The following is a 15,034-nucleotide window of genomic DNA, read 5'->3' on the forward strand; positions in this document are numbered from 1 at the left end:
TTAGGTTTGAAATCCGAAGGTACAGTTTCTAGTACAAATTTCAATCAGAATGGTTTTAAACGGTCGCAGAGATCTTCGATTTTTCGATGTGCTTGATCGCTTGGTCAACCATTTCTTCTGAGCCGATAAATAGTGGTGTACGCTGGTGAAGCGAGTCGGGAACGATATCCAAAATTCTGGATTTTCCATCCGTAGCTTTTGCTCCTGCCTGCTCTGCAATAAAGGCCAATGCATTTGCTTCATATAGTAATCGAAGCTTACCATTGGGGTTGTTTTTAGTCGCTGGATACAGGTAAATGCCTCCCTTAAGCAAGTTTCGATGAAAGTCAGCCACCAAAGACCCAATATAGCGGGCCACATATCGCTTTGCTTTACATTCATCAATGTAATTCTTGATGCCTTCCTGCCAATCTAGCTCCAATCCCTCGTTAATGGAATAGATTTTTCCTGATTTCGGCGCTTTAATTTGTGGGTGTGAAAGAAAGAACTCGCCCAGGCTGGTCTCATAGGTAAATCCATTTACCCCAAATCCTGTGGTATACACAAGCATGGTAGAAGAACCATAGAGTACATATCCTGCTGCTACCTGCTCAGAACCCGGTTGCATGATATCTTCCATCTGAATGGGACTTCCAAGTGGAGTCTTTCGTCTGTAAATTGAAAAAATCGTCCCTATGCTGATATTTACGTCAATATTTGAGCTGCCGTCCAAAGGGTCAATGGCCACGACGTATTTGCCGGATTTGTTTTTCAGGTCGATGACAGCATCCTCTTCTTCAGAAACAATGGCACAGACTTCGCCTCCTTTGCTCAGTGCGCGCATAAATCGGATATTGGCGATCACATCCAGCTTTTGTTGCTCTTCGCCTTGGACATTGGTTTGACCAAAAGCCCCGCCAATATTGGCTAGGCCTGCACGATTTGTTTCCCGGTTCACGATCTTTGCTGCAAGTGCAATATCTCGCAAAAGTTGGGAGAGTTCTCCGGAGGCAAAGGGAAAATCGCTTTGTTTGAATTTGATAAAGCGATCAAGGGTGGTGCCCACAGAGTAGGCCATGCCACTCTGATCGGGTTGATAAGGATTAATTTTCATTATTAGAAAAGTACAATATTTGGGTTTATATTCTTCTCGAAATTAGAAAGAAAATTGGATGGCAAAAACAATCGTTTTCAAATTTGGTGGAGCATCTGTCAAAGATGCTGAATCTATAAAAAACTTAGCTGAAATTTTGCGTAATCGATTGCGTAATTCGACGCTTTTAGTCATTTCAGCAATGGGGAAGACGACCAATGCACTGGAAAAATTACTGCAGCTTCGATTGGGTAATTTGGATATATCTTCAAATTATACAATTTTAAAAAATTTTCATTTGGAAATATGCCAAGCGCTTTTTCCTTCTGGCCATCCTGTATTTTCCAGAGTAGAAAATCTCTTTGTTCAACTGAGCCATGAACTCGAAAAGCCCATCAGCCCTGAGAATTATGATGAGGCCTACGATCGGATAATTTGCTTTGGAGAATTGATTTCCAGTCTGATTGTGGCAGAGTATCTCTGTGAAATAGGGTTGATTGTGGTCTGGCAGGATGCCAGGGAGTTGATTAAAACAGACTCTAATTTTCGCTTTGCAAATGTGGATTGGGAGAAAACCAGAAAGAAGTCAAAAAAGATGCTTGAACCTGTTTTGGAAAAGTTTCCGGTAATAACTCAGGGTTTCATAGGGAGTGATTCTGGGGGAAAGACCACTACTTTGGGAAGGGAAGGATCGGATTTCTCCGCGGCTATATTGGCATCCTGTCTCGATGCTCGATCAGTGACTATCTGGAAGGATGTGCCCGGAGTACTCAATGCAGATCCAAAGCTTTTCCCAGAATCGGTGCTTTTTGATGAATTAGATTACCTTCAGGCCGCCCAGATGACATTTTATGGAGCTACCGTGATTCACCCAAAGACGATCAAGCCTCTTGCCAATCGTAAAATTCCGCTTTTTGTCAGGTCTTTTTTGAAGCCGGATGAGTCGGGTACCAAGATCCATGATACAGGAGCTCCTAATTTGTTACCTACGATTATATTGAAGCAAAAGCAGATATTGGTCACGTTCCGGGTTACGGATTTCACTTTTCTCAATGAGTCACATATTCATGTGATCTATCAGCAGTTAGATGAGTTAAAGTTGCAGGTTAATCTTTTTCAGACCACTGCGATGGGTGTTTCCCTCGTTTTGGATGATCAGCTATTTAAACTGGAAAAATTGATTTTAGCTTTAAAAGGCAGTTTTACCATTCGTTACAATGATGGCTTGGAGCTTTTGACTGTTTTAAATCCTCAATTGGCTGATCTGAATTTATTTACTAAAGACCGGGAAGTGCTATTGGAACAAAGTAGCCGACATGCTTTCCAAATTGTCAGGAGATAGTGCGGAGAAGAAATGGAATAGTCTTCTTTGGGAGGAATTTTGTATTTTCATTCCTGCTCTCATTTTACATGAAGCCTTTCTAGAAAAAGTCTTTCATGAAACCTTCAAAAAAAGAAAAGATTATGAAGTCAAGAAGATCATTTTTGCTCAAGACAGGCCTTTCAGCACTTGCTATTGCGGTGCCAAAAATTGAAAGTTTTTCAGGGGGATCGCCAAAAAAATTTGCTGCTATCAGACCCGTTCAAGATGGTCCTGTTTTGAAAGTAGCCTTGATGGGATTGGGGAGTTATGCAGCTCGTGTTGCAGATGCAATGCAAAGCTGCAAGCGTGCAAAAATAACAGGATTGATCAGTGGTACCCCTTCCAAACTGGAGTCCTGGAGTAAAAAATATGCTGTTCCTGAGGCTAATTGTTATAATTACGAGACCTACCATCAGATAAAAGACAATCCTGATATTGATGCCGTTTATGTCATCACACCCAATGCTTTGCATAAACCGCATGCATTGGGAGTGGCTGCAGCCGGAAAGCATGTGATTTGTGAGAAGCCCATGTCAATCAATGCCAAGGATGCGAGGGAAATGGTGGGATTTTGTGAAAAAGCTGGAGTTCATTTGCTAATCGGCTACCGGATGCATTTTGAGGCAAATACTTTAAAAGTGGTCAATATGAGGCGAGATGGTGCATTTGGGGAAATTAAATTTTTCCAAGGGCTGAGTGGTTTCCGCATTGGTGATCCGAATCAATGGCGGCTCAATGCTGAGTTAGCAGGTGGTGGAGCAATGATGGATATCGGGATTTATTCTATCAATGGTGCCCGATATATGGTAGGAGAGGAGCCTATTTGGGTTACAGCTCAAGAAGTCAAAACAGACCCTGTAAAGTTTAAGGAAGGGGTCGATGAGACCATCACTTTCCAAATGGGTTTTCCTTCAGGGGTTGTAGCTTCTTGTCTTTCGACGTATAGCATGAATTATTTGGATAAGTTCTTCCTCAATGGAACCAATGGATATGCCGAAATGCAACCTTCCACAGGCTATGGACCAATCAAGGGACGTACACATCAAGGGCCATTGGATGAACCTCATGTAACCCATCAAACTACCCAGATGGATGAGATGGCGGCGATTATTTTGGATGGGAAGAAGGCATCGATCCCAGTAGATGGAGAGGAAGGATTGAAAGATATGGTCATCATCGACGCGATTTATAAAGCAGTGAAAACGGGCGGAAAGGTTGATTTGGTTTAGGATTAATTCCCCAAAACAATGATGGCTCTACTGAAAGCGATTAATGATTTTTTGAATTCCCGGCAGATAGGCTTCTCCGAATAAATTGAGGTGAACCAAAAGGGGGTACAGATTATAAACTCCAATTCTCGACTCGAATTCCGGTTCCAGGGGAAGGGCTGATTCGTAGGAATCATAGAATTGCCGGTCAAATCCCCCAAACAATCTGCTGAAAGCTAGATCCATTTCCCGGTGTCCAAAATAGATGGCAGGGTCGATCAGGCTCGGTTCCCCCGAATCTGTGGGTATTACATTCCCGCTCCAAAGATCACCATGTACGAGTGATGGTTTTTCTTTTGGAAAAATACCTTCGAGTTTGGGATAGATTTCCTGGAATTTTTTCAGAAAATCCAAAGGAATCAAGCGGTCAAAATATGCTTTTCCAAGAAGTGGTTCCAAGCGCTGTTCAATAAAAAAGTCTAGCCAGTCATCTGTATCGGGATTCTTTTGATAGAGGGAAGCGATGAAATTATCAGATTCCAAACCAAAAGTCTCCCGCTGAGTCAGGTGAAGATGGGCTAATCCGATGCCAAGATTTTCCCAGTAGTTGGGTTGCTTTTTACCGCCAGCTAAAAACTCTGTGAGCAAATAATTGTAATCTTCTACTCGACCATACCCGTAGACTTCCGGTACCTTCAGGAAGGTTGATTTTCTCAGCAGATCCAAGCCTTGAGCTTCACGTGCTAAAATATCTTTTTCGTGATCAAAGTTGAGTTTCAGAAAAAATGTACCCTCTGAACAGGCAAGTCTGATTCCTTGGTTGTGATTGCCTGCAGCGATGAGTGTGGCAGACTTAAATTCTGCCAAAGGGCCTAGTGTCTGGAAAAGAATTTGTTCATAAATCCCATTCAAATCAAGCATAAAGCTGATGTCGTTCTTTCAATTCCTGTAAAAAGTCTTCTATGGCCCGATCTAAGATATCATAGATTTTGTGGAATTCTTCTTCACCGCCATAATAGGGGTCTGGGACTGGTTGGCCTTTTTCTTCCTCCACAAAATCCCGCATGAGATAGATGATTTTGTCGGGGAAACCATATCTGATTTTAAGTTTATCTAGATTTTGGAGATTCTGATTGTCCATGGCGATGATGTAATCAAACTCACGGAAATCCACACGGTTTACTTGCCTCCCACGATGTTTGATCGACATGCCGTAATGTTTTGCACAGCGAATAGTCCGTTCATCAGGGAGCTCCCCGATGTGAAAGTCAGAAGTGCCAGCACTGTCAGACTTGAAGAAAGAATCAAGCCCTTTGTTATGGATTTTATGATTAAAAATTGCTTCAGCTAGAGGCGATCGGCAAATATTTCCAAGACAGACAAAAAGAACCTTAATCATGTATTCTGCATTCTCATTTTAAAGTTTACCCAAGAGGTAACTTTGAAATTAAAAATTTTTAAATGTAATCGAACAAAAGAGCACCCATATTTTTAAAAAAATATGAATGAGAAGCTACTAATTTTAAATCTTCTCTAGGGAAAGCTTAATTTTAGCCATGCAATGGATCTACAATTTCTTTCTTCGGGTGGTGGAATTTCTTTTTCCAGTTGCAGCTATATTTTCTACTAAGATCGCTGATTTTGTAAAGGGGAGGGAAGGCCTCTTTGAGCGATTGAGAACTTTTGTTCTTGATCCTGAAAGACCTGTAATCTGGTTTCATGTCGCCTCTTTGGGGGAATATGAGCAGGCGATGCCGGTGATGAGCGGATGGAAGCGGCGAAAGCCTGAAGTACAGATTTTGGTCAGTTTCTTTTCACCTTCAGGATTTGAGCCAATCTCAAAAAAGAATGAGCCGGTCCTTGATTTTATCACTTACCTGCCACTTGACAGGCCTAGTTATGCTAGGAAATTTCTTGATATCGTTCGGCCGGACATTATCTACTTCGTCAAGTATGATCTTTGGTTTAATTTTCTCAAAGAAAGCTCTTCTCGTGGTATTCCTCTCCACTTGATTTCTGCAAGCTTTCGGGAAGATCAGGTTTATTTTAGGCGAAAGGGATTTTTCAGAGCTCCAATATTTTTCTTTGACCATATTTTCACTCAAAATGAGGAAAGTGATAAGCTCCTTGAAGGAATCAATTTTCAATCTTACACAAGAGTTGGTGATACTCGCTTTGATCGGGTAGCGGAGACCGCTAGGGCTCCGAAGAGATTCCCCCAAATCGAAACTTGGCTAGGGGAAAAGCCTGCGGTCGTTCTAGGTTCTGTTTGGCAAGAAGATATGGATTTACTCATTCCTTTGATCAATCAAAATATAGACTTCAAGTGGATCATTGCTCCGCATAGTATGAACCCTGGGCCAATGCAAAGTTGGGAATCTCAAATAAAGGCCAAATGTCAATTTTATACCTCCTGGGATCAGAAGAAAACCACGGAGGTGCTAATTATTGATACCATCGGAATGCTCGCCTCTTTGTATCAGTTTGCACAGGTTTCCTATGTAGGAGGTGCATTCGGAGAGGGCTTACACAATATCTTGGAGTCGATTGGCTTTGGCGCTCCTGTTATTTTTGGGAGGGTTCGAAAAGTAGGAAAATTTCCTGAGGCTCAAGAGTCAATCAAACAGGGTTGTGGATTTGAAGTGGAGGATTTCTCAGCACTAAAAACTGTTTTTGATTCTTTAAAGAATCCAGAAAACTTGGAGAGAAGTAGGATTTCAGCAAATTCCTGGGTAGAAAGCAATCGGGGTGCGACTGAAAGAATTTTGGTTTTTACCGATAACTTGCAATAAATGAAGGGAAGAGTAATCAAATCCACTGGTAGCTGGTACACGGTGAACGCCGAAGGAAAGTACATTCAGGCAAGGTTAAAGGGGAAATTCAAGCAGCAAGACTTGAAGCTTACCAATCCTATAGCCGTGGGAGACTGGGTTGAGCTTGATGTTGAACCGGGACAGGAAACTGCTGTCATTCGGAGTATTTTACCACGTGAAAATTATGTGATCCGCAAGTCTACTCGAAATCAACACTTTTCTCATATCATTGCCAGTAACCTGGATCAGGCCATGTTGATCATCACCATGGAGCAACCCCGGACCTCTACTGGATTCATCGATCGCTTTCTCGTCAGTACAGAAAGTTTCAGGATCCCTGCCATACTTGTAGTCAACAAAATGGACTTGCTGCAATCGAAGAAAAAAGGCAAAGAATGGCTCGAGAACTTGCATGAAATTTATGATCCTCTGGATATTCCTGTGATAGAAATTTCTGCTCAAAGTGATCAGGACCTTTCGTCCCGTTTCCAAGAGTTACTTCGAGGGAAATCCACCCTGATAGCGGGGCATTCTGGAGTAGGGAAATCTACACTTTTGAATAAGTTGGTGCCAAAAGCAAAGCAAAGCACCCAAGAAATATCCAAGTTTAGCAGCAAGGGAGTTCACACCACGACTTTCGCAGAACTTTTTGAACTTGATGGAGGTGGAGATCTGATTGATACTCCTGGGATCAAGGAATTTGGGATTTTGGATATCGAAGAAAATGAGCTCTCCCACTATTTTCCAGAGATGAGAGCCTATTTAGGTCATTGTAAGTTTCACAATTGCCGACACGTCAATGAGCCGGGCTGTGTCGTACTCGAAAAGCTAGAAGAAGGGGGAATTCACCCTAGCAGATATCGGAGCTATCTGAATATGCTGGAGGAGGAGGAAAGCCATCGCTAAAAATTGATTTTGAAAGCAAGTCAAATAGGCCTAATTTTCATTTTCAAAATTTTATCATGAGCGAAGTACTCAACGACAAACAAATCCGGCAGAAAATAACCCGGATGGCTTTCGAAATCTACGAGCGTAATCTTCACACGAAAGGTGTTGTTTTCGCAGGTGTGACTGGTATGGGTTTGATCCTATCTGAGCTTTTGGCTAAAGAGCTAAGTCATATATCCGAATTGCAGGTAGAACAATTGGAGGTACAATTGGATAAGTCTGATGTTGCTAATTCTAAGATTTCACTTTCCCAAAACCTGGATTTAAAAGGGAAGAGCCTGATTCTCGTAGATGATGTCCTAAATACAGGTAGGACTGTGGCTTATGCAATGAAGCCATTTTTGCAGGAGGAAATTAGTAAAATGGAGTTGGCTGTTTTGGTAAATAGAGCCCATGGTTTATTTCCTTTAAGACCTGATTACACAGGTTTTGAACTCTCTACTACGCTCAATGAGCACATCCGAGTAGATCTTTCCTCGTCAAGCTATTCTGTACACTTACACTGATATCATGTCTGTTCACTCCTCTTCTTCGGTCAAACGAGTCACTACCCATATTCTTCAAGAGATGAAGGATAGCGGGGAGAAAATCTCGATGTTGACCGCTTATGATTTTTCGATGGCAAAAATAGTGGACAGTGCAGGCATTGATATTGTATTGGTAGGAGACTCGGCTTCTAATGTCATGGCAGGGCATGAGACTACACTTCCTATCACTCTGGATCAGATGATTTATCATGCCTCCTCGGTGGTGCGAGCAGTCAAAAGAGCTTTTATTGTGGTAGATATTCCATTTGGACACTATCAGGGAAACAGCTCGGAGGCATTGCGATCTGCTATCCGAATCATGAAAGAGTCCGGTGCCCATGCCGTCAAGGTAGAAGGGGGCTCTGAGATCAAAGAGTCAGTTAGCAGAATTCTAAGTGCAGGTGTCCCCGTCATGGGGCACTTGGGTTTGACTCCTCAGTCTATTTATAAATTTGGGACCTACACTGTCAGAGCAAAGGAAGAAGCAGAGGCAAAGAAGCTTTTGGAAGATGCACAAATGCTAGAGCAATGCGGATGCTTTGCGATTGTCCTTGAAAAGATACCTGCTGCCTTGGCACAGAAAGTGGCTGAATCTGTGAAAATCCCGGTGATTGGAATAGGAGCAGGTCCCGATGTAGATGGTCAGGTATTGGTCATGCACGATATGCTGGGGATTACTCAGGAGTTTAAGCCACGCTTTTTGCGGCAATATGCTGACCTTCAGTCTATAATGACTGAAGCCTTCCAAAACTATATAAAAGACGTGAAGGATAGAAAATTTCCTACGAAGTCTGAAAGCTATTGATTTACTGAATACTTATAAATCAAAAAAGCCATCTGAGAAGATGGCTTTTGGTTTTTTAAACATTTACATGCCGCTCGGCATGATAGGAGGATCTGACAAGTGGGCCTGACTCCACATATTTTAATCCTCTCTTCAATCCTTCCTCACGATAGTGATCAAAAAGATCCGGATGAATGAATTCTGCAACTTCAATATGCATTTTGGTAGGTTGGAGGTATTGTCCTAATGTCAGGATATCACATCCATGGGCTACCAAATCATCCATGGCTTTGTAAACCTCATCTTTGGTTTCTCCAAGGCCTAGCATGATACCAGTCTTGGTTCGTTTTCCATACTCTTTGGTCAATTTAATCTGCTCCAAAGAACGATTGTATTTAGCCTGAGGTCTTACTCTTCTGTAAAGACTTTCCACTGTTTCCATATTATGAGAAACGACTTCCTGTCCTGCACTGATCATTCGGTATAATGCATCCCAATTTGCCTTGACATCAGGAATAAGTGTTTCTATGGTTGTTTCTGGAGAAAGCGCTTTGGTCTGTACAACTGTCTGATACCAAATTTCGGCACCGCGATCTTTACGCTCATCTCGATTGACCGAGGTGATTACTGCATGCTTAACCCCCATCAATTTGATGGCCTCAGCCACCCTTCTTGGCTCGTCTTCATCATACTCAGGTGGTCTACCTGTCGCAACAGCGCAGAAGGAACAAGATCGGGTACATACATTTCCTAAAATCATAAAGGTAGCAGTACCAGCTCCCCAACACTCACCCATGTTGGGACAGTTTCCACTTTCGCAAATCGTATGAAGTTTATGTTGATCGACAAGTTTGCGAACTTTGGCATACTCCTTACCCACTGGAAGCTTGACTCTCAGCCAATTAGGCTTTTTTCTGCGAGTTGATTCCTCGGATATTACGGGTAATTCTATCATTCTATTGGATTTTCAGGGTCAAAATTAAATTTTATTCTGGGAAATACCACCAGTCTATTTTCGGAATCCGTAATAGAAGGTGAAATAGGCAGCTTGGAAAAACTGACGATTTTCAGCAGTGGGTATCAATGGAATTTCCTTGTTAAAACCTTCAATCATGTATCCTAGTTCCAAGCCGGTGACATTGCTTCTGAAGACTCCAAATTCAAGATTGATGGCTGCTTTTGCATTAGCTCCTATTGCAAGTTGAGATTCCCCAAGTCCTTCGAACAATCTTCCCGTTCCAAGAATATTAAATCGGCTTTGATGTACTTCAGGGTTATATTGTTCTCTTACTGTTTCCAGTCTATTTACTGCATATTCAATGTAATACGGGGCGATCAAACCAATACTAGGACCAACCGCAGCCAAGGCAGAGACCTGCACACCTTGATTTGGTGCTTTTCGGAAAAGAATCACTTCCCTCCCATATTGTGGTCGTATGGAGTATAGATAGTTGGATTTTCCAAAGATGTAACTATTGCCTAATACAGTATTGTAGCGGACTTCCTTGGGATTCTTGACATTGGCTAGCTCTACAGCGAAGAAGCTGAACTGTTCATCAGATATCCTTGTGCCAACTTTAAACATCAGGCCTCCAATCAGACCTCCATTGGTATTTTTATTTAGCCCAAAAATGAACTCTTTATCGTATTCATAATTACCGACATCTTCTCGTTGCGCTAAAACTTCTGAAAAGGAAGCTGCAAAAAAGAGAGCCAAAATGAATTTTATACGTATTGATATCATGGGAGCTTTTATTACCCTATTTTTGGTTATCTATTTAACTGAAAATTAAAAGTAAGAGTTTAGACTCGTGATAAAAAGTGCCTATCTGGAATTTTAATCTATGTATTAATCAGGTAATTCTAGATTCCTAGACCCAATTAACCCAAATTACTATGTGTTTTTTATTCAACAGTTTTCGGGAATGGAAGTCCTACTGTGAAGAAAAGGATGTTTCATTGCCTCAATCGGTCATTGAATACGAATGTGAGCAAAAAGGGGCAACTCCAGAAAAAATTCATGCTGGCCTGCTTCAAGCCTACCAAGTGATGAAGGAAGCAGTTCATACCGGACTGGAAAAAGACATGAAGTCTAGGTCTGGAATGATAGATAATGGAGCCAAAAAGGTTTTCAATCATCCCTTGACGGTACTATCTCCAGAATTTCAAAAATTAATCAGTCGAGCTTTAGCTGCAAAGGAAGTAAACTCTTGTATGGGAAGGGTAGTCGCAGCTCCGACTGCAGGAGCATCCGGGATCTTACCGGGTACGATGGTTACACTTCAGGAGATTCATGGATTATCTGATGAAAAGATTGCAGAGGGCCTTTTGGTAGGTGCAGGAATCGCTTTGATTATTGAGCAAAAAGCGAGTTTGGCGGGTGCAGTAGGAGGTTGCCAAGCAGAAACTGGCTCTGCTGCAGCAATGGCTTCGGGTGCGATAGTTTACTGCTTGGGAGGTTCTTTAGACCAGGTTTTTAATGCAGTAGCTATCACCATACAATGTATGCTAGGCTTAGTCTGTGATCCTGTAGCTGGGTTAGTAGAAGTCCCTTGTGTAGTCAGAAATGCCAGCGCTGCTAGTATTGCTTTTAGCTCAGCTCAAATTGCCTTGGCGCAAGTATCAGCTGTGATTCCTGTAGATGAGTGCATAGAGGCTATGGGAGAGATTGGAGCTTCAATGGAAAGTCGCTACAAGGAAACAGCTCTAGGAGGCTTGGCTGCCACACTTACCGGTCAGCAAATTTCCGAACGCGTACTGATCCAAGATATTGAAATTTTACCAGATGAGGAGTTACCCGATTAGGGCCTTGAAGAAAGGAATTTCTAGAATTTGATCGATACTCAGGCTAAATACTGTAGCCCAAAAAATAGCACTCCATAGCATGTGGAAGTAGATCTGTCGTTTTTTGGAACCGAAAGAGACCAGGATCAAAGTTCCTCCGATCGGAGTGAAAATCAGTGGCGTCAGGAAGGCAATTCCGATTTCACCGTATTTTTTCCATAAGGTTACGATCTTTCTATTTTTTGGGGTAAAAATTGGTTTTCTCCTTCTGATGCGTAATAGGAGCTTCTCTTTAAACTTTTTCCCTAAAAGCGTAAAAATCAAAACGCTGGACATCATTCCTGCCACTGTTACTAAGATGGTGGTCACCACCCCAAAACCTGCAGCAGGTGCTAGTACAGGCCCAGCAATAAATTTGAAGTAAGAGAGGAAATAGATTCCTAGAAGGCTGATAATTGACTCTTTCATATGTCTGTAATTGATTTTCAGAGGTCATATGGAATCTCGCTTGGTTGATCGTCATACAAGTGTGGGATGCACACATCATGCTCGATTTCATAGAAGGAAAAACATGTATGCCAAATAGGTCAAGAAGAGGATACTTCCTTCCATTTTTGAAATCTGCATTTTGGTTTTGATCAATGGAAATAATAAAACTGTAATTCCAATCATCCACCAAAAATCAACTCGGATAAATTCATCGGCTACGCTTATGGGTTCAATTATGGCAGTAATACCAATGATGGAAAGGATATTCATAATATTACTCCCGAGGATATTTCCTAGGGCCATATCCGTTTCCTTGGCCAATGCGGCCATGATTGAGGTGATCAATTCCGGAAGGCTTGTACCAATGGCTATGATGGTCACACCTATCACCCGTTCAGAGACTCCAAAATTACGAGAAATCAAAACTGCATTTTCCACTAGAAGGTCTGATCCAAAATACAAGCCTATAATTCCTCCGAAAAAGAAAAGGATAGCTTTCCACCAAGGGAAATTCTTGACTTGTTCGATTTCCTCTTCTACCTCTTTGGATTCCTTCACTACTCCTTTTTTTTCCAACCAAAAGAGATAAATATTGAAGCTGACAAAGGCAATGAACATGGCGATTCCCTCCCAGAGGTCTACCATTCCATTTACACTCACGAGATAAAAAACACCAGTGACAATCAATGTAATTAAATATTCGAAACGAATATGTCGTTTGGTGATTTTGGTTGGGTAAAAGAGTCCGCTAAGTCCTAAGACTAGACCTAGATTGGCAATATTTGATCCTACCACATTTCCTATGGATATATCGCTATTTCCTTTCAGAGCGGCATTGATACTCACCAAAAGTTCAGGTGCTGAAGTTCCAAATGCTACAATCGTCAGACCAATCAGCCCCGCACTCATTCCTAGCTTGACAGCAATTCCCGAGGCACCATCTACCAAGAATTTCCCGCCTAACAATAGAATGGCAAGTCCTGCTATTAATAGCAAATATTCAGTCATGATTTTAAAGTTTTGGGCCGAAAGCTAAGTCTCCGGCATCACCTAGACCAGGTAGTATATATGCTTGCTCATTCAAGCCCTGATCCAGTGCTCCTATCCACACTTGATGAGGGATAGATAAGTTTTCTTTGATATAGGCTAACCCCTCAGGTGCAGCGACTACAGCCGCGATGTGGATTTTTCTGGGTTTACCGTTGATGAATAGGCTTTCAAGAGATTTGATGAAGGATTTTCCTGTGGCAAGCATTGGATCCACGATTACCAGAGTTTTCCCTTCAAGGTTTGGGCTGGCATAATAACCAAGATTTATTTCAAGATCATCCTTGTTTCCTTCCTGTCTATAAGCTCCGATAAATCCATTCTCTGCTTTGTCAAAAAAGTCCAAAAAACCCTGATAGAAAGGTAAGGAGGCTCTAAGTACTGAAACCAAAACGACTTGCTCATCGAGTTGCAATACGTTAGTTTTCATTAAAGGGGTTTCAATTTCTACTGCTTTATATTCCAGATTTTTGGAAAGTTCATAAGCTAAAATATTACCCAACCTTCTCAAATTAGTTCGAAACCGCATTGAATCAGTTTGAATATTTCTGTCTCTTAATTCTGAAAGAAATTGAGAGGCAATTGAAGGAGTTTCTGATAAAACAAACATAAAGCGAATTTAAAAGAAAAAACCCAGCTTAGGAGTAAGCTGGGTTTTTGAATCTATGATCTTTTTTAATTCAGGTTAAATGAAACCCTTCGGGCCATCTGTCTTGCGTCTTCAGAATTTTTATCGACGCTTGTATCTTCTCCGTAGCCCTTATAGCTGATTCGGCTACTATCGATTCCTGAGGCAATCAGCAAGTCATAGACAGCTTTAGCTCTTTTTTCAGAAAGTTTAATATTATAATCTTCTGAGCCTAATTCATCTGCATAGCCCATTATTTCCAGTGAAATCCCTGGATTCTTCTTCAAGAAGTTTGATACAAACTGAGCTGCAGAAACTGAATACTGAAGCGGTTTGGATGAGTCGAATCCAAAGTATACGTTTACAAATTGATCGTCAATTGCCTTTCGAAGGTAATCGATGGGTTCGCTGATTTCTTCAATAGGGCATCCTTGGTTCGCTGATGGACCTGGAAGGAATGGACAGTTGTCCTCATGATCTGCTAACCCGTCTCCATCTGAATCCAGCGTAATTCCTGAAGAGTTTACACGTGCATTTGCTGGAGTATTTGGCTCTTTGTCTAAGTAGTCAGGAATCCCGTCTCCATCAGAATCCTTGAGCATATCTTTAATTTCTCCGATTTGAGAGGCAAGTTCCTCTTTGGTAGCATAGCGATCAGCTGCAATGTACCAATCAGCATGTTCTTCTTTAGAACCTAGATATACATTCACCCCAAAAGTACCTGTCCACCAGACTCCAGTTGCATGGACAAATGGATTTTCAGGAACAATAGGTTGAAATGGAGCATTAAACATGCGGCCGTCAAAAGTATAGGTCTGTCGCCCGTTAACAATCATTGAAATATCTCCCTTGAGAGCTATCCTTGAACTTATACGATATTGTGCTGTCAATCCAGAAATAATATTGTAGTGATAGTCAGGTTCAGATGGTAGTGCTCCCTCATCAAAAGTCATTCTTCCAAATCCTGCACCAAGATGTCCCAAAAATCCAAGTTTCGGTGCGAAAGACTCGAAGCTTAGCATTCTACCAAAATTGGCTACGCCTTGGAGGTCTACCCGAACATAATCAGTATCAAAAGGTAGACTTACACCCTTAGCTTCAGAAAAACTTCCAAAACCTAAATCCCCTTTTACCCCAAAATACTCATTAAACATGTAGCGGGCTCCAAGATTCACATGCCCGATATTTAAGGTGGGTGAAAGATAATTTCTAGATAGTGGGGACATAGACTTATTGAAGCCTGCGTCTATCTCAAGAGACCATCGATTGAAGTCTTGTTGGGCAACTGACGCCAAACAAGTACCGACCAAAATTAAGATGGTTAGGAAACGTTTTTTCATTTTGAAATTATTGATTGAGTAGGATGATTTT

Annotated in this window: 16 protein-coding genes; 7 read left to right on the forward strand and 9 right to left on the reverse strand. The window is 41.7% G+C overall.

Annotated features, from left to right (window positions below; genetic code table 11):
- Nucleotides 1-55: 55 nt before the first annotated feature.
- Nucleotides 56-1,093, reverse strand: a complete 1,038-nt coding sequence (gene fbp, locus G457_RS0119440; protein WP_026947943.1) for a class 1 fructose-bisphosphatase — start codon at nucleotides 1,091-1,093, stop codon at nucleotides 56-58.
- Between the two features lie 58 nt (nucleotides 1,094-1,151).
- On the opposite strand from fbp, the gene G457_RS0119445 reads away from it, so the two are divergent.
- Entirely contained in the window at nucleotides 1,152-2,414 is a 1,263-nt protein-coding gene (locus tag G457_RS0119445) for an aspartate kinase (RefSeq protein WP_026947944.1), read from the forward strand.
- Between the two features lie 122 nt (nucleotides 2,415-2,536).
- Entirely contained in the window at nucleotides 2,537-3,664 is a 1,128-nt protein-coding gene (locus G457_RS0119450) for a Gfo/Idh/MocA family protein (RefSeq protein ID WP_026947945.1), read from the forward strand.
- A 27-nt stretch (nucleotides 3,665-3,691) separates the two neighbouring features.
- Here the strand turns inward: G457_RS0119450 and G457_RS0119455 are convergent, their stop codons facing one another.
- Both G457_RS0119455 and G457_RS0119460 read right to left on the reverse strand, forming a co-directional pair.
- Nucleotides 3,692-4,564: a fructosamine kinase family protein gene (locus G457_RS0119455; protein ID WP_026947946.1), complete on the reverse strand. Its 873-nt coding sequence runs from the start codon at nucleotides 4,562-4,564 to the stop codon at nucleotides 3,692-3,694.
- Complete coding sequence (locus G457_RS0119460) at nucleotides 4,557-5,042, reverse strand: low molecular weight protein-tyrosine-phosphatase (protein ID WP_026947947.1); 486 nt, start codon at nucleotides 5,040-5,042, stop codon at nucleotides 4,557-4,559. Before G457_RS0119460 ends, G457_RS0119455 begins: the two co-directional genes overlap by 8 nt.
- A 157-nt stretch (nucleotides 5,043-5,199) precedes the next feature.
- On the opposite strand from G457_RS0119460, the gene G457_RS0119465 reads away from it, so the two are divergent.
- The 4 genes from G457_RS0119465 to panB are packed head-to-tail and all read left to right on the forward strand — an operon-like array spanning nucleotide 5,200 to nucleotide 8,736.
- Complete coding sequence (locus tag G457_RS0119465; protein WP_026947948.1) at nucleotides 5,200-6,435, forward strand: 3-deoxy-D-manno-octulosonic acid transferase; 1,236 nt, start codon at nucleotides 5,200-5,202, stop codon at nucleotides 6,433-6,435.
- Nucleotides 6,436-7,362, forward strand: coding sequence for a ribosome small subunit-dependent GTPase A (gene rsgA / locus G457_RS0119470; protein ID WP_026947949.1), 927 nt, complete (start codon nucleotides 6,436-6,438; stop codon nucleotides 7,360-7,362).
- Between the two features lie 56 nt (nucleotides 7,363-7,418).
- Entirely contained in the window at nucleotides 7,419-7,910 is a 492-nt protein-coding gene (locus G457_RS0119475; RefSeq protein WP_026947950.1) for a phosphoribosyltransferase family protein, read from the forward strand.
- Nucleotides 7,911-7,914: 4 nt separating this feature from the next.
- Nucleotides 7,915-8,736 (forward strand): 3-methyl-2-oxobutanoate hydroxymethyltransferase, encoded by an 822-nt coding sequence (panB, locus tag G457_RS0119480; protein ID WP_026947951.1) that lies wholly within the window; start codon nucleotides 7,915-7,917, stop codon nucleotides 8,734-8,736.
- 55 nt (nucleotides 8,737-8,791) lie between these two features.
- On the opposite strand, the gene lipA is transcribed toward panB, so the two are convergent.
- Nucleotides 8,792-9,670: a lipoyl synthase gene (gene lipA / locus G457_RS0119485; protein WP_026947952.1), complete on the reverse strand. Its 879-nt coding sequence runs from the start codon at nucleotides 9,668-9,670 to the stop codon at nucleotides 8,792-8,794.
- Nucleotides 9,671-9,724: 54 nt separating this feature from the next.
- Nucleotides 9,725-10,459, reverse strand: coding sequence for a hypothetical protein (locus G457_RS0119490; RefSeq protein ID WP_035484384.1), 735 nt, complete (start codon nucleotides 10,457-10,459; stop codon nucleotides 9,725-9,727).
- A 152-nt stretch (nucleotides 10,460-10,611) separates the two neighbouring features.
- Between G457_RS0119490 and sdaAA the strand changes: the two genes are divergently transcribed.
- Nucleotides 10,612-11,520, forward strand: coding sequence for an L-serine ammonia-lyase, iron-sulfur-dependent, subunit alpha (gene sdaAA, locus G457_RS0119495; RefSeq protein WP_026947954.1), 909 nt, complete (start codon nucleotides 10,612-10,614; stop codon nucleotides 11,518-11,520).
- Here sdaAA and G457_RS0119500 read toward each other — a convergent pair.
- From G457_RS0119500 to G457_RS0119515, 4 genes are all read right to left on the reverse strand, one after another.
- Nucleotides 11,509-11,967, reverse strand: coding sequence for a hypothetical protein (locus tag G457_RS0119500; protein ID WP_026947955.1), 459 nt, complete (start codon nucleotides 11,965-11,967; stop codon nucleotides 11,509-11,511). The two genes, sdaAA and G457_RS0119500, sit on opposite strands and share 12 nt — an antisense overlap.
- 87 nt (nucleotides 11,968-12,054) lie before the next feature.
- Nucleotides 12,055-12,996 (reverse strand): calcium/sodium antiporter, encoded by a 942-nt coding sequence (locus G457_RS0119505; RefSeq protein ID WP_026947956.1) that lies wholly within the window; start codon nucleotides 12,994-12,996, stop codon nucleotides 12,055-12,057.
- A gap of 4 nt (nucleotides 12,997-13,000) precedes the next feature.
- Nucleotides 13,001-13,645: a uracil phosphoribosyltransferase gene (upp, locus tag G457_RS0119510; protein WP_026947957.1), complete on the reverse strand. Its 645-nt coding sequence runs from the start codon at nucleotides 13,643-13,645 to the stop codon at nucleotides 13,001-13,003.
- Between the two features lie 65 nt (nucleotides 13,646-13,710).
- Nucleotides 13,711-15,003: an OmpA family protein gene (locus tag G457_RS0119515; protein ID WP_026947958.1), complete on the reverse strand. Its 1,293-nt coding sequence runs from the start codon at nucleotides 15,001-15,003 to the stop codon at nucleotides 13,711-13,713.
- Nucleotides 15,004-15,034: the final 31 nt, after the last annotated feature.

Origin of the sequence: Algoriphagus marincola DSM 16067 (assembly GCF_000429405.1) — a bacterium.
In the GTDB taxonomy this organism is placed as follows: Bacteria; Bacteroidota; Bacteroidia; order Cytophagales; family Cyclobacteriaceae; genus Algoriphagus; species Algoriphagus marincola.